Genomic DNA, 24,119 nt, shown 5'->3' on the forward strand with positions numbered 1-24,119 from the left:
TTTTCTACAATCCCATAGAACCCTTTACAATTACTTTATATATTTTCTATAAGAATTAATAAAAGAGATGGTGGGAATTATACTCCCACCATCTCTACTTTTATTTCGTTTTAACCGTCACCTTTGCAGCCTTCCCAACGTTTCCAGCTTTATCTTTTGAATAAATTTGAAGAGTAGTTCCGGCTTTTTGCTTTTTGAGCATAATCGAAAAGTTTCCGTTATTTCCCACTTTACCTGATGCAATGACTTTACTTCCAACCTTCAAATACACGATTGAATTGGCTTCTGCTTTTCCAATAACGGAAGTCGATTTAATTGTTACCTTGTTTACTTTTGGAGCGGCCGGTGGCGTTTTATTTACGGTGACTTTTCTAGCCGTGCTTATATTCCCGGCTTTATCGGTTGCGGTTATATAGAGAACCGTTCCGGCTTTTTGAACTGACTTCAAAGTAACAGTATAATTACCACTTTTATTTGTTGTGGCCGTTCCCACAACTTTATTACCAGCTTTGATAGTAACTTTTGAGCCCGCTTCCGCTTTTCCAGTCACCTTTTTATCCTTATCACTAACCTTAGTAGCAGTTGGTATGCTTGGAGGTGTCTTGTCTAAAACGGTGACTTTTCTTTCCGCACTTTCATTTCCTGCTTTGTCAGTTGCGGTGATAAATAGGACCGTGCCTGCTTTTTGTGCTGATTTCAAAGTAACAGTATAATTACCACTTTTATTTGTTGTGGCCGTTCCCAATACCTTCGTACCTGCTTTTACAGTCACTTTTGAGTCTATCTCTGCTTTTCCGGTAACTTTTTTATCCTTATCACTGACCTGTGAAGCTGTTGGAATAGTTGGTGGAGTTTTATCCACAACTATTATCTTTCTTGCTTCACTTTCATTTCCTGCTTGATCAGTTGCAGTGATAATTAGAACTGTGCCCGCTTTTTGCGCTGATGTTAAAGTAACAGTATAGTTACCACTTTTATTTGTTGTGGCCGTTCCTAATACCTTAGTACCTGCTTTTACAGTTACTTTTGAGTCTACCTCTGCTTTTCCGGTCACCTTTTTATCCCTATCACTGACCTGTGAAGCTGTTGGAATAGTTGGTGGAGTTTTATCCACTACTGTAATCTTTCTTGCTTCACTTTCATTTCCAGCTAGATCAGTTGCAGTGATAGATAGGACGGTGCCCGCTTTTTGCGCTGATGTTAAAGTAACAGTATAGTTACCATTTTTATTTGTTGTGGCCGTTCCCAATACCTTAGTACCTGCTTTTACAGTGACTTTTGAGTCTACCTCTGCTTCTCCTGTCACCCTTGTATCCTTATCGCTCACTTGTGATGCTGTCGGCATAGAAGGAGGAGTTTTATCTAAAACGGTTATCGTTCTAGCTTCACTCTCATTGCCTGCTTTATCTTTTGCAGTGATATACAGCATTGTGCCCGCTTTTTGTGCAGCCTTTAAAGTAACAGCATACTTACCATTTTTATCTGCTTCAGCAGTGCCTAAGACTTCCTTACCCGATTTTATCGTGACAATAGATTCCGCTTCTGCATCTCCTGTCACCTTAGTATCCTTATCACTCACTTGTGAAGCAGTTGGCATGGAAGGAGGCGTTTTATCTACGACAGTTATCATTCTAGCTTCACTCTCATTGCCTGCTTTATCTTTTGCTGTGATATACAGCACTGTGCCCGCTTTTTGTGCAGCTTTTAAAGTAACAGCATACTTACCATTTTTATCTGCTTCAACAGTGCCTAAGACTTCCTTACCCGATTTGACCGTGACAATAGATTCCGCTTCTGCATCTCCTGTCACCTTCGTATCCTTATCACTCACTTGTGATGCTGTCGGCATGGAAGGTGGCGTTTTATCTACGACAGTTATCGTTCTAGCTTCACTCTCATTGCCTGCTTTATCTTTTGCTGTGATATACAGCACTGTGCCCGCTTTTTGTGCAGCCTTTAAAGTAACAGTATACTTACCACTTTCATTTGCTGTGGCAGTACCTAATAATTCCTTATCCGTTTTGACCGTAACGGTTGACGCTACTTCCGCTTCCCCTGTCACGATTGTATCCTTATCACTCACTTCTAATGCTGTTGGCATGGAAGGAGGCGTTTTATCTACGACGGTTACATTAACTAACTCCCCTTGATTTCCAGCTCTATCAACCGCATAAACTGTTAGGATTGTACCTGCCTTTTGTTTATTGATTGGTACTGAAAATGCCCCATTGCTTCCAGCTTCGACTGAGCCAAGGGTTGTTGATCCAACCTTAACAAAAACAGTTGTCTTTGGTTCAGCTGCGCCAGTAACTAATGTATCGTTATCACTAACTTCATTTACAACCACTTTTTTATGTTCTTTTGGTTTTTCAACGATTTCAAGCATATTAGAAGCAAGTTTAAACATTGTATTTCCTGCGTAGTCTTCTGCCCAAACTACAATGTTCATTAATCCTATCGGAGCATTGTTTTCAATAATAATGCTTGTTTTCCACTTTCCTAATTTTTCATCATATTTCATATCTACCGAATTAGTGTAATATTCTTCTATAAAACCATCAAACTTAACTAAGTAAGCACGAACAACTTTAATCCCTGAATCCAAATCATGAGCATCAGCAATTATTTCAATTGTATCTCCAACAGTTGCATTTTTAGGATTAAAATCAATGTTCTCTATTACTGGATTAGTATAATCTGGATTGTCATTTACAATGATTAAATAATCCTGAATATATTTTCTCATAAAATTTCCAGCTTTATCGTATGCTTCTATAGAGATTTCATGTAATCCGGCAGATGAATAGTTTGGAATAGTATAACTACCTACCCAGGCGTCCTTTGAAACATCGTAGGTAAGTGTAATTCTTTTATCCGATAAATAATAATCGAATTCTTTCAATTGAATTTCTGCTGATTCTACTCCAGATTGATTATCATACAACTTCGCTTCGAAGTGGATGGTCTCTCCTGGTTTTCCAACAAACTTGCTTACATTTAAAGACTCTAAAGTAGGTGGTACAGTGTCTACATTCGGATTGTGGATTATAAATGCAGGACCTTCTTTATACCCTACATTCCCATCATGATCGATGGCCTCTATAGTTAAGCTCCATTCCCCATCGAAGTCATTTTGCTGAACTTTGTAAGTACCTATCCATTTATTTTCAATAGAATCATAGAACAAACGTACATACCTAGAGTCTTCATTATCATAATTCATGATTGCATATACATATCTTAATCCTGATTCTTCATTAGTTACCTCGGCTGAGATAATAAGTTCTTCATTCACATTCACTTCAGGTGTTACTTTAATTTCTCCAATAGTGATACTACTTGAGTCTGTTTTCTCTATTACAAAGTTAATATTTTTATCCGTTAAAACGAAATCATTATTTCCGTTTTTATCGGATAAGATTATGGTAATATTCTTGTTTCCAGCCGTATCATATTTACTGACAACATAGCTTCCTGTCCAAACTTCATTCTTATCATCATATGTTAATTCAACTTCAGCAGAGGAACCATGTTTTCCACCAATACTTACATAAACCTTATCAACACCTGATTTATCATCGGAAGCTTTTACACTAAAGTCAATTTTATCTCCAATCTGAGCGGTTTCCGTGGAAACTTCTAATTCTTCTAGTGTCGGAGGCGTATAATCACCATCAGGATTTTGAACTGTGAATACTTCATCAAGCCATTCTTCAGTTACGTTTCCTTTCATGTCCGCTGAAATAAAAAGTCCATCAAATGTAGTATTCGGGTATACATTAGTTGGTATTTCAGTAGAACCAACCCATTTACCCGATTTTTCATCAAATTTTAAATACACATTTCCAATACCATATATTTTTAATTGAACAAAAGCCACTCCCGATTTATCATCTTCTACAGTTGCGATGAAGGTTATTCTATTTCCCGCAATTATTTCTTCTGGTTCAATTTTTAAATCTTTAAGTACTGGACCTGTAAAATCTCCATCAGGATTGTTGACGAAAAATGCTTCTTCAATATACTCATAAGAATAGTTTTCATTACCATCGTATGCATCTACAGAAAGTGACCAAGCACCATCAGGCGTTTTCTCGGTTGCAGTAAATGTCCCAATCCATTTATTTGTAATAGGATCGAATCTTAACTTAAGATTTTGATATTCTCTATTCATACCAGATCTTATATATGCGTATACATCCTGTACACCTGTTTTATCATCAGTGACATCGACAGTGATTGTTAATTTTTCACCTACATTAATATTTTTCGGGTGGATTTTGACACTATGGATTACTGGTGGTGTAAAATCTCCATCAGGATTAACAATAGTAATGGTTTTTTCTAAGATATAACGCTCATAATTCCCCGCATTATCATCAGTTGATATATGAATTTGCCATTCACCCGGTGGGTGGTTTTTTTGAATCGTTTTGACTCCTACCCATTCATCAGTCTCATCATCATATTCAAAGCTAAGATAAATATTATGTTCATTATCAGGCTGTGATAGACTACCCCATACGTCACTTACTCCGGACTTATCGTCCTCTACCTTTACCCGAATTTGAATTTCATCCCCGACATTAGCTGTTTTATGCGAAATTGAAACATCTTTTATAGTAGGTGCTTGATTATCAAAATTCAGATTTTCATAATTTACAATTTCCTCAAGACGAATCCAGTCCCAATTTCCGTATGCATCAACAATTTCCAATTCTCCAAAGGTCCATTCTCCACCTTCATCCCATTTGCTGAATTGGTAGTTTCCAATCCATGTTTCTGTTGCATCATCATAAATAAATTCAATATAGCGTCCATCACCTGAAGGGCCAAATATTGTACCATTCACGTTGGCTATTTCTGAACCTTTACTATTAATAGTAGCTGTTATAGTAAGATTTTCTCCTAAACTAATATCTCTTGAGGAAAGTTCGATTACCTCAATAACAGGAGGACTACCGTCATTTTCTTCATTTATGATTTCAATATTCATATAATCTGAATGACCATAAATCTCATCACTATTTTCTGCCCTAATTGTTAATTCCCATGTTCCATTACGAATACTTTTTTGAATAATATATGATCCTTCCCATAGCTCCGTATCCGGATTGTAGATCAATTCAAATTCTTTGTATCCCCTATCAGTATGGTACATTCGTACTATAGCACTATTGACAGCGGATTCATCATCGGTAATTTTAGCACTTATCTTAATTTCATCGTGAACGTTGAATGTATTATTACTAATATTTACATCCTCTATTACAGGTGGTGTTAGATCTAAGTCATTCTGAATTTCAATTTTTTCATTAATTTCAATTTCGCTATAGTTTCCATGTATATCACGACTTTCAAACCTTATGGTCCAAATCCCGGGTTCAAAATATCTTTCTATCTCGATATCTCCTAGCCATTCGCCAGTAGTTTCATCATAATTGAGACCATAGTGCCAGCCCGAACCAGAAGGAGACTCCATTACAACACTTACATAATCTATCCCCGACTCATCTGTTACTATTGCCTTAACCGGTATGATGTCCCCTGGTACAGAAATCTCAGGTACATTTATTTCATAATGATCAATAACGGGTCCAATAAAATCACCATTAGGATTAACAATAGCAATTGTTTTGTCAGAAAGATATTCCGTAAAATTCCATGCATTATCATTGGCTGAAATATTTATTTGCCATTCACCAGGCTGATGGTTTCTTTGAATAGTTTTAGACCCTACCCATTCCTCAGTTTCATCGTCATATTCAAAATCAATATAAATGGAATGATCACTATCAGGTTTTCTTAGATTACCCCAAACCTGGTTTACTCCGGACTTATCATCATCTACTTTAACTCGGATTTCAATTTCATCCCCTACATTAGCTGTTTCTTGCGAAATGAAAACATCTTTTATCGTAGGAGGTTGATTATCAAAAGTTGGATTATCATAATTTATAACATCTTCAAGTTCAACCCATTCTCCATTTCCATATTCATCGATGATTATCAATTCCTTGAATATCCATTCACCATCTTCATCCCATTCGTCGAATTGGTATTGTCCAATCCATTTATAAGATGCGTCATCATAGGAAAATTCTATATGGCGTCCATATCCAGAGGGGTTATATAAACTCCCACTCACATATGCGACTTCTTTTCCTTTACTGGCAATTGCCGCAGTTATAATGAGATTTCCACCAGTACTGACATCTCTTGTAGAAAATTCGATTCCTTCATATGTAGGAGGACTACCGTCATTATCTTCATTATTGATCTCTATAGTAATAGAATCCGAATATCCATAAAGCTCTGAACTATTTTCTGCTCTAATTGATAATTCCCATGTTCCACTAGGATTCCTTTTCTGAACATTATATGAACCTTCCCATAATCCCGTATCCGAATTGTAGAACAATTCAAATACTTGATATCCACCGTTATCATAATTTTGCATTTCCGCTACAACACTATTAACTTCAGATTCATTATCAGTAATTTTTGCACTTACCGTAATCACATCATCAATATTGTATGTAGAGTCATTTACTTTTACATCCTCTATTACAGGAGGTGTATAGTCATAATCATTTTGAATTTCTATTTTTTCTTCAATTATTTCTTCACTATAGTTTCCGTATATATCACTACTAAAAAATCTTACCCTCCAAAAACCCGGTTCGAAATTTCTGCCTACTTCAACCTCTCCAAGCCATTCACTAGTTGTTTCATCAAAATAGAGATTTTGGTAGTAACTCACAGAACCGGAAGGATTTTCGAATAATACATATACCTGATCAATCTCCGATACATCTATCACTTTTGCTTTAAAAGAAATAATATTCCCAGGCACAGCCACATCAGGAGCATTTACTTCATATTTTTCAAAAACAGGGCCTTTAATGTCATTAGATTCATTTGTAAAAAGTTCTTCTTTATGTACTTCGTCTGGCAGTTCTAGGCTTTTAATGACAGGTGCCTGGCTGTTTTCATTAATAACCTCATTCACACTTTGTACTGACCCTGTATTGGCTAACCCCGGTCCAGGCATAACCAATAGCAAACACATGGCCAGAATAATAATCTTCTTCAACCGATATTCCCCCTACACCATTATTTTCTAAAGTTTCAGTTTTTTTAATTCAGATCTAAATAGATCTCTTCTACTAACTTTTTGATCATTAAAATCGTCTACGAAGCTTAAATTTTTCGCATTCTGTTTTGCTTCTTCTTCAAAGTTTTTAGCAAGAAGAGTAAACTCTTCATTTATCTGATTCTCATAAGTTATATAGATTGCATTGTATTTTGCTTCGAATCTAGATAGATCAAGCTTTCTTTCTTTTTTCTCTGTATATTCTTTTGCAGCTTTATCCAGCAATACATAAAGCTGCATGTCAGCTTGTCGATTTAATTGATGAATTCTATTTTTATATTCTTCAATCTTTTCTTTTTCCGAAGACATCGTCTTATCTAATCCGTTGATAATTTCATTTTTCGGAAGTCCTCCGCTATTTGTGTTAATAATATCTCTGTCCGTTAGTACTATCTTCTCTGACTCAGGAATTTTTTTATACTCCGAAAACTCCTCGTTTCCTTTCTCCCCCACTAAATTGCTTAACTTACCATCAGATTTTGGTACGTTTAATATCGCGTAGTAGATTGAAAGACTAAATGTTAGAAACAGAAACAAAAAAAAAATAAACCTCTTCATAATCCATCCTCTTTCTTTAAATAAACATGCTTACGATTTCGGATATCCATCCCCTCGTTTTTATTAATGATTATTTTGGAGTTTCCTTTTTCATAATCAATGGATTTAACAATTCTTGCGCTTCTGTTACCAATTGCCTAAGCGTAATTTTTTCCTCATACCCTTTGCTGTGCAATAACTCTAAAATCGCAGCAAGATGTACCTGCTGCTTCTTATCGTTCATTACAACAACTCCTTCCTAATCGCTGTCTTTTTTTTTTCAATCATCTTTTTTCAACATTATTTTTATTAGAGTAAAAATATTGGAATATAAATACATAAAAGATAGATACTTGTCAAAATTTACTCATATTACCAATATAGTAATATAATACTAGTATGTCTAGTGCATTTTTACTATAAAAATGGAAATGTTATGTGTTTTACTAGATAATAGTTGTCATGGAAGAGATTGTTCTCCAGTTATGAAGTAAGGAGCTACCCCATTTTGTGGATAGCTCCATTCTTTATTTTAACGGTCTATAAAACGATTCCATCGCCATTTCGTTATAATATTTGTAATCAAATTGAGCAGGCATGTACATGTCACCTTGTGTAGCCATATATTCCAAACCTTTTTCTAGTCCCTCAATACTATTTTCCACTAGCAACCCATATTTACCATTCTCCAGTACAGTCCGGTTAGCAACAATGTCTGTAGCAATAATATTCATCCCGAGTGTCATCGCTTCTAGCAATACCATTGGCTGGCCTTCGTAATGGGATGAGAGGACAAAGCAGTCGCATTTTTTCAAGAAAGAAAAAGGATTTTCGACTTGGCCAAGAAGAAAAACGGAATGATTTAGATTGTTTTCGTGGATTAGGCTCTGGAGCTGCTTTTTTAAAGCTCCTTCTCCTAATAGATAAAGTTTGCTATTAGGACGATTTTTATGGAAACGAGCAAACGCCTTAATCAAATTATCCTGTCCTTTTTCTGGCGAAAGCCTTCCCATCGTTACAAAGTTGATATTTTCACTGCTCGGTTCAAGGATATTGCGGCCGTCCACATCCATGCCGAGAACCCGCAAAGCTTTGTTATTCACCCATCCGAAAGACATAACATGCGAATATGTGCCCTTTAATGTCGTTGCTTCTCGATCGATAAGGACCGTGCTACCTTCAAGCTCCACGTTTTCTACTTTCTCCGCTCCTTCAAGTCCATATGGTTTCGTCCAAATGGAGTATTTTTTTCCTACATTCAACTCTGCTGTTTTTGATACTTCAACCTCTTTGATTAACGTCGAACCTTTTAACATTTCAAAAGCGCTTGAATCAAGCCAGCCAATTTTTTTACCTTCATGATAAAATAAAAAGCTATCGCCATATCTCGTTTTGATTGCCGCTTTAATTGTAACGATCTCGCCTTCCAACCATTTTGCAGGAGCCATTTCCTTAGCATTCCAATGAGTGTGGGCGTGAGTATAAATAAGATGATGTTTAGGGTGTGCAATTTTTGCATAAATGGGCCTTATTACTCTTACTTCACTCAACGTTCGATTCGCGATATTTTTGATCACATTCTTTTTCCAGCGATAATTTCTTGTTTTCAATAGCTTTCTTTTAAAAATATCCGCTTCTAATACTTGCAGGGCAGAATTGCTAATCCAGCCAAGAACCGTTCCATTAATGGAAATCCTGCTATACATTCCACGCGAAGTTTCCACTTCTTTATCAATATCAACGATTACATTCTTATAATCCGCACTCCCTGAAATTTTCTCTGTGCCTGGAACTTTATAAGGCTTGGACCAAATTTGATTCCCTTTCGGATTTGTTACCTTTGCTATTTTCTGAATATCTTTTTCGACTAAAATGCTATCAGGAAGCATTTCGACTGAATCAGCACTAATCCAGCCAATTACTTGGTTATTATGACTAAATTTATAGTAAGAATCCGCTTTTCTTGTGATCAAAATTTCGGCATCTTTCAATTCTGTTCCTAATGTAAACAGTCTAGCTCCTTCGTAAAAAGGAGGTAGATTCCAAGCACTGTCCCCGGTTATCACTGCTCGTGCTCGAAAATGTTCCACACACGGGGGCTGTTCCTCCATTTTTTCCTCTACTTCAATTTGCAAAATCCTCTCCGGGTTAATGGAATTCAACACATAATCAAACTTATCTTCAGCTGCATATCGAGACAAATTAGCCTTGTTCACTTCCATCGTTCCCTTAGAAACACTAACGAGCTTATCGAATTGATTGTAGACCGAAAATAGCCCTCGTAAATTAATTCGGTGCGGTCTTCTTCCATTTACTACTTTTTCACTATCTGAAAGCATATCGGAATGCATGAAGCATAATTTCTTTTTCGCATCGGCAACCATTATATATTTTGCCCAATAAAGACTATAGCCGCTAAAATCAATGCAATAATCAAAAGTTGACTTGCCAAATAACCTTTGATGCTCCCTTACAAAAATATGTTCAGGGTATAACTTCTTCGCTAATAATCCATTTCGGCCCCGATTATGTATAAATTTATCACGATAATGCTCTACGATATTGTAAACAGGGGTGCCACCTTTAAAAATCAAGCGAACATTTTTATTGATTTTCTCAATGTTTCTTAAAAATTCATCATCACTAGAAGCTGGCAGAAAACAACTGACATCATATGTATCGTAATCAATATTATTTGTTAAGTTGATGAACGAGGAAGTGATTCCGTTATTCCTCATTCCACCTGGATAGATTAAGATTTTCTCCTTGGAAGAATTAAGATTTGTGATGGTATTTAGCTTTTCTTGCGAGTTTTTAAAAATTAAATTCACGATTCTTTCCGTAACATGGCCATCATCATGGTTTGTGAATCTCTTTTTCATGGAATCATATTTTTCTTGATAGGCAGCCCGCACGTTATCAATATCACGAATGGCTTCGACAAGCTCTATCGCATTAAATAGAAGCGGCCCTGGAAGCTCGTTATTTTTTAAATATTGACCTCTTTCATCGTTATACACATCTAGATCCCATGTATAGAACAATATCGGTTTATTCGTGACGAGAAAATCGAAAAAGATGCTGGAATAATCGGTAATTAGAAGATCGACTACCGAAAGTATTTCGTTTGTATCAATGAAATCAGGAACAAGGCGATTCTGTAGATCAGCATGCTTGGATGCCTCCTTGTATAAATAAGGATGTACCTTTACTAGGACATTGTACTTATCTCCAACTTTTCGCTCTAAATCGTTCATATCCGCAATGATATGATGAATATCATTATTGACCTTCGAGACATTCGTTCCCTTCCACGTTGGTGCGTACAAAATATGTTGCTTCTGATTGTCAGTTGTCAAACCATAAGATCGTAAGCGTTGTTTCATTTCATTCGGATCAGTATTCAAGGTTAAATCAATCCGCGGGTATCCTTCTTCAATAATCGTTCCTGAGTAAATGCCATTTAGTTTATAACTTTTTGTAAACATATTTGTCGTATGTGAATTTGGACTTACTAAATAATCGGTGCTTAAAAAGTTCCGAACAACATTCTGGGATTGGACAGGATTCCCTGGGATATCAAATCCCATTAATTTTAGTGGAGTCCCATGCCACGTATTGATGTAAATTTGATCTTTTTTGGGAATGACGAAATTTTGAAAAGTGGAGTTATTGATGAGATATTCGCAAGTCGCCAAATACTTAAGATATTCCGTTGAGTTCCGCTTTACGAATTTTACATTATAGTAATTTCGATATTTAGATACTACACTGGAAACAGCTGCAAAATCTTGAATAGACCAAATATGCGTATAGTCCTTGAAATCAGGATTTCCGACCATATATTTAAACATGGCATATGGACTATCAGTCATACTATTTCCGTCACGACTTTCATAAAGAATCGTCTTTTTCTTCACGCGGCAATTTTGGTAAAAACGTGCATACTGTTGGACCCGCCGCTTACTTTCCCGAAATACATAATCGGTGATCGGATCCACCACGAATTTAATCCTTCGTTTTAGAACCTTCCTATTCATCTTCGTTGCAACCCCTTTGATGCTTGAATTCAATAGGAAGTATTTCCGAAAATGGCGGGAAATATTTGTATATGAGAAAAATGTTCGGTAAAAGAAAGTGAAGTGACGATGCTAACTTTTTGGAGATGGTATTTAAATCGAAAAAAGAGACTTTCCGATTAAAAGAATAAACTAGGAATTGATGATAATTAGAAATTAAATGATGATATTTGATAAGGGGTGAACTCTCGAAAACATTTGATAAAAATTGATCGAGAATTGAGAAAATTACAGCAAAAATTGATGAAATTTCGAAATTGAAGAACTTTCTCATTAAAAAAAGCCTGCTACATTTTGCAGCAAGCTTCATAAATATTTATTTAAGTTCTCTTGTAATATATTGACTACTAACCCAGCCCGTTTTCCCGTCCGTTAAATTGATTTGATACCAAGTTTTTGTACTATCCATCGTTAAACTTCCGTCTTTTTTCAATACGATAGAAACATAGTCATTCAGTTTTAATTGGCCAACTGGATTATTATTCGTATTCGCTTCTGGTCGGATATTTAATTCTGATACATTGACTCTTCCAAGATTTTGAACAGTAAGATAGCTTTTATAGACATCGAATCTAATGTTATTCGTCCAGTAAACATTGCCATCGTATTTCACTTTTACCCAGTAGTCATTTGTTTTTTCGAGGATTGCAAATGATTTTCCTTTTCCTATACTGCTTACATAATCACTTCCACCTTTTTTGCTGTGCAGGTATAAGGTGCTATTAGAAATTGCTATAACATCGCTTGGAAATACATCACTACCTGCAGGTGTACTTGGCCTAACTGGAACCGTTGTATTGATTGACGCCTTCTCGTAATAAGCCTTATCATATGCCAAAATTTTCTCCATATGGCTGGCAATTTTTTGTCCCCAATTCAAATCAGTGGCATAATAGAAATTCATTCCTTCACTGAGGTCATCAACTCTCGCATTACTTAGCGTTTTTGTGCTATAACCTAAGATTGCACCCTTATACTTCCAATTACTTGGATTAAGATACGTAGACTTCATTTCACTCGCAATAAAGTCAATGCTTGAATCGATATCTGGAAAACGATAGGCACCCACATATGGTGTTGCATCAAAAGCTCCGAAACCGAAGAAGTTATATTTTCCAAAGGATAAACTAGACGTTCCAAAAGCGCTCTCGTGAATCGCATGGGCTGCTAAATATAGAGCATTCACTCCGTACTTATTGCCCGAATTAATGAATACTTGTCCTTTCCCACTCAAAACACTCTTTTTACCGCTCGATTTTTCATAATTAGCGATATAATTATTAATTTGCGCTGCTGCAACAGGTGATTGTGTTCTCAAATCGATAAATTGGTATCCGGATCGATTGTTCATTGGATTGCCGGTTATTACTTCTTGTAAATAAGTCCCTGAAACATATCCTATTTTCCCATTATATTTAACTTTGTACCAATTGTTAGATGTTTTATGGGTGGGAATAACTATTATGTTTTTTGGGATTATTAATAGTGAATTGAAAGTAGTATCGGCATTTTTTCTTAAGTTCAAGTCCGCTTTTACCCAAAACGTTTTCTCAGGTATCCCCACTTCTGTAATGATTTCAGAAGGCGGTTCTTCTTTCGGAGCCTCTACCTTAGGTGGCTCCTCTTTATTCTGTTCTTCCGTTGGTGACTCTACTTTAGGTGGTTCTACAGCTTTTAGTTCCTCCAAAAAGTCTCCTGACACATACCCAATTTTACTTTTATAAACAATCTTATACCAATTATTGCTTGTTTTATGTGTAGGTGATACAACTTCTCCTTTAGGAATGGTGTCCAAAATCGTAGAAGTAGTACTCGCTTTTTCTCTCAAATTTAGTTTATCTATGACTTTAAATTTTGTTCCTTCAAGTTTTTGTTCACCATTTTCATCTGTTGGTTTACTAGAGTCATCCCGGGGTGGTTCAGTATCCTCTACAATTTTTAATGTAGAACTCAAAACATACCCAGTTTTTCCATCATACTTAACCTTCAAATAACCGTTCGATGTTTTGTGGGTTGGAACAATTTTTACACCTTGTTGAATCGAGCCTAGTGTATTAGATAGAGTATGAGCGTATTGCTTTAAGTCTGATTTAGAAGTTGTAAAGTAAGTTCCCTGACCGATTTTCTCTTCAGATGGACTAACAAATTTCACTAAATTTTCTATGGCTATATAGCCTGTTTTTCCATTAAACGTGACTTTATACCATTTTCCAATTCGCTGTTTTGATGTAACCAAAGTACCTTTTGGGATTTTTGTAAGTTTCGTAGAAGTAGTGCTATATGAAGAATAGAGATCCGTCTCATTCTTAGCTAAGTACTTTGTTTGCGTAATAGACTGCAATGCAGTCTTATTGACGTCACCACTTGAAACATAATAATTTTTCCCGCCAACGGAAACTCTATACCACGTTTGGCCAATACTATTAACTACTTTTTGCGTTGAGTATACGACATTCCCTTTAGCAATCTTACTAACTACTTTTTTCTTTGTATCAGCAGTAGAGCGAAGATTTGTTGCTTTTAAAGTTTCAAAATAAGTTTTGCTCATGTTCGTATACTGATAGTATTCTTTCAAATAATTTTTATGAACCCATCCTGTTTTCGTTACATTTTTCCCTTGTAATTTATATGTATAGGAAACATTATAACGATCGTCTTTTATAGCTGTCGCCGTGACCTTATTTTTCTTAGGTATCGTAAAGATAATTCTATCTTTCACCCCTGGACCACTGCGCATATTCAAATTATCTGTCGTTTGAAAGGTTGTTTTTGGGATTTTTTGCGTGTTACTTGCCGCTTTAACGATCAAACTATTAAATGGAGACATTGTCACATGCGAAAATAGTAGCATCATTGCTGTCAGTACAAAAAGCTTCTTCATTAGCCTCATCTGTTCACGCTCCATATTATTCTCTACTAGATTTCCATCTTCATAATACAATTATCGTCAAAAATAGCAAAAAATGAAATAAGTAAAAAGACATTATTTTAATCAACAGATCAAAATAATGTCTATTCTCCTCGGGTAACTATTTAAATATATGCTCCACAATTCTCTCTGCAGCTTTTCCATCTTGATAATCAAAAAAAAGATTCCGAAAAGAAGAAATTTTTTCATCACTAAAAGATCCTTCTTTTATTAATTGAACTAGCGTATTCGTATCGGTAGCCATCGGCCCTGGAATAACTTCCTCATATTGATAATAGAAATCCCTGATCCTAATATAATCCTCTAAATCATATGGATAAAAAATCATCGGGCGATTTAATAAACTAAAGTCAAAGAAAACCGTTGAATAATCTGTTATTAAAATATATGTAATTGCTAACAGTTCTTCAATGACAAAAGCATCTTTTATCTGGTAGGAAAACGTATGATCCAGTTGCAAATCCGTCCTCATATACGGATGCAGTTGGATGAGTAGCGCATATTCATCATTCAAGTTTTCCGCCATCACTTTCAAATCAAATGGTAGCTTAAATTCATCTTGATCATGACTTTTTCCACGAAACGTAGGTGCGTATAAAATGATTTTTTTTCTAATCAATTTTGGGAACACAATATAAAAGCGGGACCTAATTTCTTCAATAGCTTCCACTGAAAAGAAATAATCCGTTCTAGGCACTCCTAGTGGAAATATGTTCTCAGCCGGCATATTAAAAGCTTCTGCATAATAAGGGATGACTACAGATGAGCTGACATACACCTTCGAATAATTACCATGTATTTTTATATGCTTTAAGTACTCTTCACTTGGTCCAAAAGGTTTGCCAACAGTACTCAATCCGAACTTTTTCAATGCCCCTACACTATGCCATAGTTGGATAATTTCCATTCCCTTTCGTGGTTTAATGGCGTAAATTGGAAAGTAATAATCATCTACGATAAAATAACGCGAGGTTGCCAAATGATAGCAGGCAGGTATCATATGAAAAATGTATTGGGTTTTTCCTATCAATGTACTATTGAATTTCTTAAATAGTAGTTGTCTTTTATAATCAGGATATTTTTCAATCATTCTCTCATAAATAAAGGCTAAATTATCCTTCAACATACTTGACCGATAAGAAGCAAATGTCACTTTATACGGATCGACTTTAAAAATAATGCAAAATAAACTATAGCAAGCTCTTAATATGTATTTTACGATGATAGTAGGTATCAGCCTCATAAACTACCTACCTTTCAACTTTAATATATTCGTATAAATATAATCAATTTGCTTCTGAAGTACTTCCTGCTGATTCTCCTTTGAATAAAATATACTTAATACTCTCTTCCGATCTTCTTTATAGAAGTCCGGGTTTTCCATTGACTGTTCCAGTTCCCTTAATAACTCTTGAAAATGATTTACTTTTGGACCTGGCGTAACGTCGAAATAATTAAAATACATTTCATTGGATTTTTGTAAATACAGTTCTAAATCATAGCAATAGAAGAGGACCGGGCGATCCAATAATAAAAAGTCTGTATAGCAGCTCGAATAATCAGTTAACAATATATCGGTATATTTTAGCAACAACTGAGGGTCATATGACACTTCACTTATATCAATGATATGTTCGTAAATCGATGGCACTTGACCGCTGCTATACATATGGCGTTTAACCAGAAACTTATAGCCGGTTCGATCACACAACTCATTCAATTTCTGAAAATCAAATACAAGATTAATATCCCTTTCGAGTTTTCCAAAATTTCGGTGTGTCGGCATATACAAAATGATTTTTTCATTTCTTATCCAATCCGGAATCCACTCATCTTCTTCCGTCTCTTTAAAAAACACATCATTTCGAACTTGTCCTAGCTCCAACACATTTTCTTTCGGTACTAAAAACGTTTCCGGATAATAGGTAGAAACCCTTTTACTCGTTGACACCATATAATTAATTTTCGCTAGATTTGTTTTTACAACGAAACTTCCAAAAAAGCGGTTTATCATACTAGTATCATGGAACACCTTATATGTAAAAGTATTTTTATTCGCACCCCATACTTTCTTTAAACCAACACCATGCCATGTATTATATGAAATTGCTCCTCCTAAAAAGGATTTACTAAAGTCGTCATTAATCGAATGCGAATGGATAACCAACTTCGCGCGTAATTGATAGTAAATCCCTTTTAAAGAATGGTGTTTACAAGCATGAAAACCCTGCCTTAATAAATATGAAATGATTTTATTATTTTTTGAAATCCATACACAATGAAGGTCAGTATTTGTCGCCATTTCTAGAAATAAATATTTTGTATTCCCTCTAAACCCTTGTCCATTTTCTCCACCAAATACGACGAGGTTTCGAGATTTGGGTACGAGCTTAGATAAAAAATGAATCGCCACAACGACTGTTCGCTTCGCGATGAGTCTAATTTTTTTTAATAAAGGACGATTCACTGAGAGTAGGATTAAAAAAAGGAGCACGATTTGTAGCATTTGTATGTTCATGAATTACCGCCTCAATAAACTAGATTCCTTTGGACTTACCATTTTGCTTATTTGCTTCCTTACAATAATATTTTGTCCGTCCAGGCATATCCCATCATCCGATAACAGCTGATTAACAACCTCTCCAACTTGTTCGGGCTGCATAATTGTACTTGGGTCTTCATCTGGGGCTAAAATTTTTCGTAGCTCCGTTGCACATCTTCCCGGGGAAATGCAATACACTAAAATCCCATAATCGGATAGTTCTTCAGATAGCGTTTGCGACATATTAATAATCGCTGCCTTCGACGATGCGTAAGATAACCAACCAGGACGTGGTGTACTACCTGCCGTCGAAGCAACATTCAAAATTTGTCCACCTGTTTTTTTCATAAACTTGACCGTTTCCTTCGTAATGTTAAAAATGGAATGGACATTAATGCTATATGTTTTCTCCCAATCTTCTATCGACGTTTCAAGAATCGATTTTGGATTAGCATAACCAGCAACATTAATCAGCATATCAATCGTTCCGTACTTCTTACCCACTTCATGTACTAACTTCGCTACCTCTTCATACTGCGTTAGATCAACTGAATAGGCTTCAATATTTTTTGATTTGTTCATTAACAATGCTGTTTCTTCTAGTCACGATTCTGTTCTAGATATTAATACAAAGTTCGTAATGTCCCCTCGATAACTTAAGGATGTGGTGATCGCTCTTCCTATCCCACGACTTGCACCTGTAATAATACAAGTTTTTGACATTATTAATCCTCCATTAAGATAGATTCTTTGTATACCGCTTCTGCAATTTTCCGATCTATCGGTTTCGTGATTTTTATATTATACTCACTGCCTTTTAAGATCTTGATCTCAGATTTAAAGTAATGAAATAATAGACTAGCATCCTCCGTAAACTCTAGCTTATCCTCACGAGCACATTCATGGGCGTATAAAAGTTTTTTTCTCTGAAATTTATGTGGCAACTGGGCATTCACAAGACGATCCCTCTCCAAGTTCCGTTCAATAAACGACTTCCCTTCTAAAACAGTGAAAGGAATATCCAATCCGTATATAGCGCTTTCATTTTTCTCTTGGATGAGTAACTTGAATTCTTCTCTAGATGCAAAAGGACGAACCGCCTCGTGAATAATCACATGGTCAAGTAAAGCCTCCAAAAGACCCTTATAAACCGATTCTTGCCTTGACCTTCCCCCCTCAATGCAACTGATTGGAGTAGAAAATCCATAATCATTTATGATAGCTTGGGTTTTTTCTATGAATTCCTTTGGACAAGGAATAATAATCTCTTTTATTTCTTCTATTGAATCTACTTTTTCTAACACATGAATAAAAATTGGCTTTCCTGCAAGCAGTAGAAACTGTTTTGGGATATTCAACTGCATTCGTTTGCCAATACCGCCAGATAGTAAGATTAAACTGTATTTTGACATAGCTCCGCTCCTATTCAATCCTATGGTTAAGTTATTACGATTATATCACCTGGAATTGTGCGAAATTTGGCACGTGTAAGACAGAAAACTACTTTATTTTTAAAGTTTGTCTTAATTTGCGTGATTATTTCTATATATTTCCTTAGGTAAAAGGATTAGAATAATAGTAGATTTAATTTCGAAATTATAAGAAAGTAGGAAGATTATGAGGTTTAGAGTTTCGATATTTTCATTCATTTTCTTAAGTTTTTTTATGTTCTTTTCAGTAGCATCTGCAGAAGAACTTCAAGTAGAGCCAAAAATTTCAAAGTTTAGTACTCATAGTCTCTTTGATGAAAAGAGAGACTACGACAAAGATGAGTTAGTAATAAAATTCAAATCATCAATAACTACTTCACAAAAACAAAAGATACTTCAATCATTTAGCGGAACAGAGACATCTAGTCTTGCAGATGGCAAATTTTCTCTCGTTACTTTTCAAGATGAACGAGATCCGATCAAGATAGCAGAAGAATTACTTAAACATAAAGAAGTTGAATTTGTAGAACCAAATTACAAGGTAAAAACTGAATATACGCCTAGTGACCCTAACTATAAAAATCAGTGGTATTTAAAGAAAATCCAAATGCCGAAAGCATGGGATATCACAAAAGGCTCTTCGCAGATTACTGTGGCGGTTATCGATTCAGGTGTTCAAATAAATCATCCTGATCTAAAAGGAAAAATTGTTTTCCCCTATAATGTCGTCACACGAGGAAAGAACTTCACCCCTGATGCACATGGAACACATGTTGCAGGAATCATTGCGGCATCCATGAATAAAACAGGCGTGGCAGGAATTGCACCAAATGTAAAAATAATGCCTATCAACGTCTTCAAAGGTGAAAATGCCGATATGTACGACGTTGCTGTAGCGGTTGTATATGCTGCAGATCATGGAGCGAATGTAATCAACATGAGTCTTGGTAGTGAATCTTACAGTTACGTATTGGATTACGCAGCCGAATATGCAAAGAGTGAAGGAGTAGTTCTTATAGCAGCTGCTGGGAACAGTGATTCATATTGGGAAACATACCCGGCAGCACTACCGTCTGTATTAGGCATAAGTGCAACAAATAAAAACGATAATATTACAGACTTTTCAAACTATGGTACTTATATTGATCTAGCTGCACCTGGTCAAGACATTTATTCAACATATACAGGAAGTTCCTATAAAAATATGAGTGGAACATCCATGGCATCACCTGTAGTTTCAGGTGTAGCTGCATTAATTTTATCTAAAAATCCACTGTTAAGCGCAGACCAAGTTTACAATATTTTAAAAAACTCTTCAGTAGATTTAGGTTCTAAAGGATGGGATCATTTTTACGGTTATGGCCGTGTCGATGCATACAAAGCACTTCAAAAAACTTCGGCCCCCATATCAAATATTAATCTAAATACTAATTTTACTGTCGATGGTTCAAAGAAAAACACATTTTCATTATCAGTACATAAGGGTGCAAAACTATCACTCTATGTCCAAGATTCTAAAGGTAAAACAGTTAAAACACTAATAAAGTCAAAAGTATGGAATCAAAGCAAAGCATCTGCCTCTTGGGATGGAAAACAAGACAACGGGACATATGCACCAACTGGCACCTATAAGGTTATAGCCAAATTAACGAACGGAAAAGAAACGGTTAGCAAAACAAATACTTTTAAACTCACGAATAAAATCAAGATAGCCGTAAAAATGAATTCATCGGCTGCTTTCTCACCTAAAGTGACAAGCAAGTTGACAGTTTCTTATTATTTAAATAAGTCTGGGAAAGTTACAGCAAAAATATATGACAATAAAAACAAACTAATTAAAACGCTTTTAAATAATTCTGCTACAAGTGCTGGTGATCGCAAACTAACATGGGATGGTAAAAATAGTAAAGGTCAATTAGTGAAAGACGGGAATTATAAACTGGTTGTATCTGCTATGGATTCAGCAAAGGTTAAATCGAACGATGCAACAATGTCAATAAAAGTTGATACTGTTAAGCCTACAGCCACTATTTCTTTGCTGACATCACCATATAAAATTGACGGAAAATCCAAACCAGTTTTGAAAGTTACTGTAAAAGAAAAAGTAAATATGACTACCTATGTTATGACCGAAAAAGGAAGCAAAATAAAACAGCTAACCAATAATAAATCCTACAATCCTGGAGCTATTACATTAAATTGGAATGGTAAAAATGATAAAGGAATTAATGTAGCAGAAGGAAAGTACTATATTCTAGTCGAGGTAAAAGATGCTGTTGGCAACAAGCTTTCAACAAAGTCCAAACTATTTGTTTTACAAGATTGGTTAAAACCTACAATCCAAGCAACCCAAAATCTATATTACAGTGCTTCTGGTAATACTTCCTATGAATATACATCGAGCAAAGCTGGGAATGTAACAGTGCAAATTTTAAAAGATGGAAAAATAGTTAGAACAGTACAGTCAGGAATTTCTATAGCTGCAGGAACTAATAAATTTGTGGTTGATGGAAAAGATCAAGCTGGAAATGTACTTGCTGACGGTGTGTATCAATACAAAATCACCGTCCTTGATAAATACAATAATTCCGGTTCTTACACAGGTAATCTCACGGTTGCGTTGACAAAAGTGACAATCGAGTATCCAACAGTCGTTGAATATGATGATAGTTATTATGCAGAATATGCTAGTGAAGTATTTTATAAACTGTCACATGCAGCAAGCGTGACTATAGAAATATTCGATAGTTACAACTATAAAGTAAGGACGATTGTAAAAAGCTCTTCCCTCAAAGCCGGAATTAACAAATTTAAGTGGGATGGCTATGATGATGATGGAGACTATGCTGATTATTACTATGACTATCCATTTAGGTATGTCATTACAGCCAAAAATGCTGGTGGTAATGTAACGACCGTACAAGGTAAGATCACAAATGAAGAAAATCCAAAATGGCTAGTATCACATTCTTATTCGTTCACTCAATCGTACGAGAATTACTGGGAAAATACAGCTTTAAATCTTAATATAAAAGTTAATGAGCCTTTAGATCTTAAACTTCTTGTATATAATGACTCTTATAGTCAAACATTACTATATTCCAAAAGCTATAAACTTTTAAATGGGACAAACAATCTGACATATAATAAAGTCAATACAGATGATTTATACTATATTCTTCAATATCAAGATAAACTAGGCAACAAATATCATTACGAGATTGACGAATCCGACGATTATTACAATAGTTATTCAATGAAAAATACTGATAAATCGTTAAGTAATAAGGTACCTAGCATCAGAAGAAGTTCAAAATAAAAAGACAATCCGAATTTTAGACAATAATGTAAAGTGTCTAAAATTCGGATTTTTAATCTACAGCCACATATGCGAGATGGATTAAATATACCTCTAGCATTATCCATCTATATTATTGTAATTTTTAACAAACAAACCTAGTTCAAGTGTGTTAGCTTTACTGAGGATTCTCCGCTGCTGAATCATCCTCTTCTACTGGCTCTTCCTTAGGTTCTAGTTCCTTCTCTAATTGTTGCAAGTCAGTCTCAACTTTTGATCGCATATTTTTCAGCAAATCTTCAGTTTTCTTATATGTTTTGTATTTACCAGGATACTTTTTATTTCCATTAGTTTTTGCTTTCTTACTATCAGTTTCTAATTTAGCCAGCTTTTCAAGATTTGCTTTTGCTGCATCGATTTTTTTCTGTTTAATATTATTCTCAATCTGTAGTGTCAAATTATAACGATCAAGTTCATACTGAACATTATTTGTTAGGATGCTTGCCGGTTCTATATATTTTTTCTTAGCCAATGTTCTTGTACTTACCCCATACATTTTACTCAACTTTTTCTCTGTAGTCCCAATCATCTTAGTGAGTTGTTTATGCTTGGATACGCTTGTTGAATCCAAATTACCTGTAATAAACAATTTCTCAAGGTTATTTGTAGAGTCTATTAGTGCATTTCCAGAATTTACAGCATCGATGTATGATTTGGCATAGTTTTTATAACTATTTATTGATTTTATGTGTGTATCAATTTTTTTTCGATGCTTTTTCGGAATCTTTGCTGCTTTTGATTCAAGCTTTTTAGACTCCTTCACAATTGAGGTATATGAATCGGTAAAGGTTTTCGTTAACTTAAGCTGAGATTCTTTTTTTACATTATTGAAATAAGTAACTTTCAAGTTGCTAGCTTTTTTCTCTAACGTTTTGAATGAGCCAGCTAGTTTATCTGCTTCCTTTTTCATCCGTGCATCAAAAAGCTTTGCGCTTTCCTGCGCTACATAAAGTCCAACTGCCTGATTTTCCTGCCATGCTCCCTTAAACTCTGATATGGGAGGGCTTGTCTCATAAACAGGTCTAGATATTTCCGGTGTAAAGCCTGGACGTTTTTTCGCTTGGATAAACCAGTCTGTATAGCCTCCACCAGATGGATTTTTACTAGGTTTTACCAAAGGGTACCCGGTCATTTTGTTAATCGCACGAGCATAAACAAGGTCGCGATTATAGGTTGATTTGTCCTGCTTATAGTTCCAGTAAAGAATTTTTCCACTACTATGGTAAGCAACTGCCATCTCAGCATCAATCTCTGCATCCAGCTTGAGGACAGCCTTAACTTCAGCTGCACTTTCTGGGCTATAGCCTTTAAAGTGTGCATAACTCGGACCCTTTGGGCTGTTATGTATTGTCTTCCATCCAGCATTGTACTGACGATTTAGGTCCACTCCTTTGGCATTCGCCTTCCATCGCTTAAAATTCGTGCTTCCTTTATTCATTTTAATGAGAGAAGCATGCATGCTTTTTGGAAAAGCTTTTAATCCCTGCTGTTGAAGCGTAACACCATCTGGATTTACCATAGGAACAAACCAAATCGTTGTCGAATTTAGAATATTTCTAGCATCATAGCCTTTTATTTTACTATTTTTACGGTACGCTTTTGCATACTCCTCAATCATATACATATTTAAGTTTGTCGTTATCCATTCCCTAGCATGATGGGAGCCATTGATAAAACTTCTCGCTGGACCTTTTCCTAGTGATATAGCATAAATCTCTCTTCCATACTCAGATTTTCCGATAACCTTATATGTAATCAAATCAGGATAAGTGCTTCCCAATTTTTTAATATCCTCCACCATTTGATCATAAGAATATACTTTGTTGGGATTAACAATATTACCTGCTGCCTCTGATTTTCCATTAAAGGTCAAAGTAGATAGTAAGAATACAAAAACAATGATGACTGTTCTTAATTTGCGCATGTTTTCCCCCTAAATTTATATGAAAATAATTATCTATCACATAATAATATCGGCTAATACATTTGATTGTGAAATAAAGATTGTAATTTAATAGAGCTTTTATTTTATATTAATCTATATACTTACTAGGAAAATAGCACTAATATGGTAATAGTTACAAATTA

General features: G+C 35.4%; 11 protein-coding genes. 1 reads left to right on the forward strand and 10 read right to left on the reverse strand.

All coding sequences use genetic code 11. The annotated features are described in order from the left end of the window. Nucleotides 1-100 precede the first annotated feature (100 nt). The 9 genes from KHA93_RS13325 to KHA93_RS13365 form a co-directional block, all read right to left on the reverse strand. The gene (locus KHA93_RS13325) at nucleotides 101-7,096 is read right to left on the reverse strand and encodes an Ig-like domain-containing protein (RefSeq protein WP_213111174.1); all 6,996 of its coding nucleotides are present in this window, start codon (nucleotides 7,094-7,096) and stop codon (nucleotides 101-103) included. A 27-nt stretch (nucleotides 7,097-7,123) separates the two neighbouring features. Next, entirely contained in the window at nucleotides 7,124-7,714 is a 591-nt protein-coding gene (locus KHA93_RS13330; RefSeq protein WP_213111175.1) for a hypothetical protein, read from the reverse strand. A 70-nt stretch (nucleotides 7,715-7,784) separates the two neighbouring features. After that, nucleotides 7,785-7,937: a hypothetical protein gene (locus tag KHA93_RS13335; RefSeq protein ID WP_213111176.1), complete on the reverse strand. Its 153-nt coding sequence runs from the start codon at nucleotides 7,935-7,937 to the stop codon at nucleotides 7,785-7,787. A 283-nt stretch (nucleotides 7,938-8,220) separates the two neighbouring features. Next, the gene (locus KHA93_RS13340) at nucleotides 8,221-11,733 is read right to left on the reverse strand and encodes a CDP-glycerol glycerophosphotransferase family protein (RefSeq protein ID WP_213111177.1); all 3,513 of its coding nucleotides are present in this window, start codon (nucleotides 11,731-11,733) and stop codon (nucleotides 8,221-8,223) included. A gap of 355 nt (nucleotides 11,734-12,088) precedes the next feature. Beyond that, complete coding sequence (locus KHA93_RS13345) at nucleotides 12,089-14,677, reverse strand: SH3 domain-containing protein (protein ID WP_213111178.1); 2,589 nt, start codon at nucleotides 14,675-14,677, stop codon at nucleotides 12,089-12,091. 124 nt (nucleotides 14,678-14,801) lie between these two features. Then, nucleotides 14,802-15,944: a CDP-glycerol glycerophosphotransferase family protein gene (locus KHA93_RS13350; protein ID WP_213111179.1), complete on the reverse strand. Its 1,143-nt coding sequence runs from the start codon at nucleotides 15,942-15,944 to the stop codon at nucleotides 14,802-14,804. A 3-nt stretch (nucleotides 15,945-15,947) separates the two neighbouring features. Next, nucleotides 15,948-17,219 carry a CDP-glycerol glycerophosphotransferase family protein gene (locus KHA93_RS13355; RefSeq protein ID WP_213111180.1) on the reverse strand — a complete coding sequence of 424 codons (1,272 nt, stop codon included), beginning with the start codon at nucleotides 17,217-17,219 and terminating at the stop codon, nucleotides 15,948-15,950. Between the two features lie 3 nt (nucleotides 17,220-17,222). After that, entirely contained in the window at nucleotides 17,223-17,825 is a 603-nt protein-coding gene (locus KHA93_RS13360) for an SDR family oxidoreductase (protein ID WP_233711157.1), read from the reverse strand. 143 nt (nucleotides 17,826-17,968) lie between these two features. Further along, the gene (locus tag KHA93_RS13365) at nucleotides 17,969-18,655 is read right to left on the reverse strand and encodes an IspD/TarI family cytidylyltransferase (protein WP_233711158.1); all 687 of its coding nucleotides are present in this window, start codon (nucleotides 18,653-18,655) and stop codon (nucleotides 17,969-17,971) included. Between the two features lie 205 nt (nucleotides 18,656-18,860). Between KHA93_RS13365 and KHA93_RS13370 the strand changes: the two genes are divergently transcribed. Next, the gene (locus KHA93_RS13370) at nucleotides 18,861-21,992 is read left to right on the forward strand and encodes a S8 family serine peptidase (RefSeq protein WP_213111181.1); all 3,132 of its coding nucleotides are present in this window, start codon (nucleotides 18,861-18,863) and stop codon (nucleotides 21,990-21,992) included. A gap of 157 nt (nucleotides 21,993-22,149) precedes the next feature. Here KHA93_RS13370 and KHA93_RS13375 read toward each other — a convergent pair whose 3' ends face one another. Then, nucleotides 22,150-23,955 (reverse strand): M14 family zinc carboxypeptidase, encoded by a 1,806-nt coding sequence (locus KHA93_RS13375; protein ID WP_213111182.1) that lies wholly within the window; start codon nucleotides 23,953-23,955, stop codon nucleotides 22,150-22,152. Between the last annotated feature and the right edge of the window lie 164 nt (nucleotides 23,956-24,119).

The sequence above is a fragment of the Lederbergia citrisecunda genome (assembly GCF_018343695.1).
Classification (GTDB): domain Bacteria; phylum Bacillota; class Bacilli; order Bacillales; family Bacillaceae_C; genus Lederbergia; species Lederbergia citrisecunda.

Excerpts from the sequence above, each read along its gene's own strand:
- KHA93_RS13375 (WP_213111182.1), bottom strand. The coding sequence starts at position 23,955 with ATGCGCAAATTAAGAACAGTCATCATTGTTTTTGTATTCTTACTATCT.
- KHA93_RS13335 (WP_213111176.1), bottom strand. The coding sequence starts at position 7,937 with ATGAACGATAAGAAGCAGCAGGTACATCTTGCTGCGATTTTAGAGTTA.
- KHA93_RS13360 (WP_233711157.1), bottom strand. The coding sequence starts at position 17,825 with ATGAACAAATCAAAAAATATTGAAGCCTATTCAGTTGATCTAACGCAG.
- KHA93_RS13365 (WP_233711158.1), bottom strand. The coding sequence starts at position 18,655 with ATGTCAAAATACAGTTTAATCTTACTATCTGGCGGTATTGGCAAACGA.
- KHA93_RS13355 (WP_213111180.1), bottom strand. The coding sequence starts at position 17,219 with ATGAACATACAAATGCTACAAATCGTGCTCCTTTTTTTAATCCTACTC.
- KHA93_RS13340 (WP_213111177.1), bottom strand. The coding sequence starts at position 11,733 with ATGAATAGGAAGGTTCTAAAACGAAGGATTAAATTCGTGGTGGATCCG.
- KHA93_RS13330 (WP_213111175.1), bottom strand. The coding sequence starts at position 7,714 with ATGAAGAGGTTTATTTTTTTTTTGTTTCTGTTTCTAACATTTAGTCTT.
- KHA93_RS13350 (WP_213111179.1), bottom strand. The coding sequence starts at position 15,944 with ATGAGGCTGATACCTACTATCATCGTAAAATACATATTAAGAGCTTGC.
- KHA93_RS13345 (WP_213111178.1), bottom strand. The coding sequence starts at position 14,677 with ATGGAGCGTGAACAGATGAGGCTAATGAAGAAGCTTTTTGTACTGACA.
- KHA93_RS13370 (WP_213111181.1), top strand. The coding sequence starts at position 18,861 with ATGAGGTTTAGAGTTTCGATATTTTCATTCATTTTCTTAAGTTTTTTT.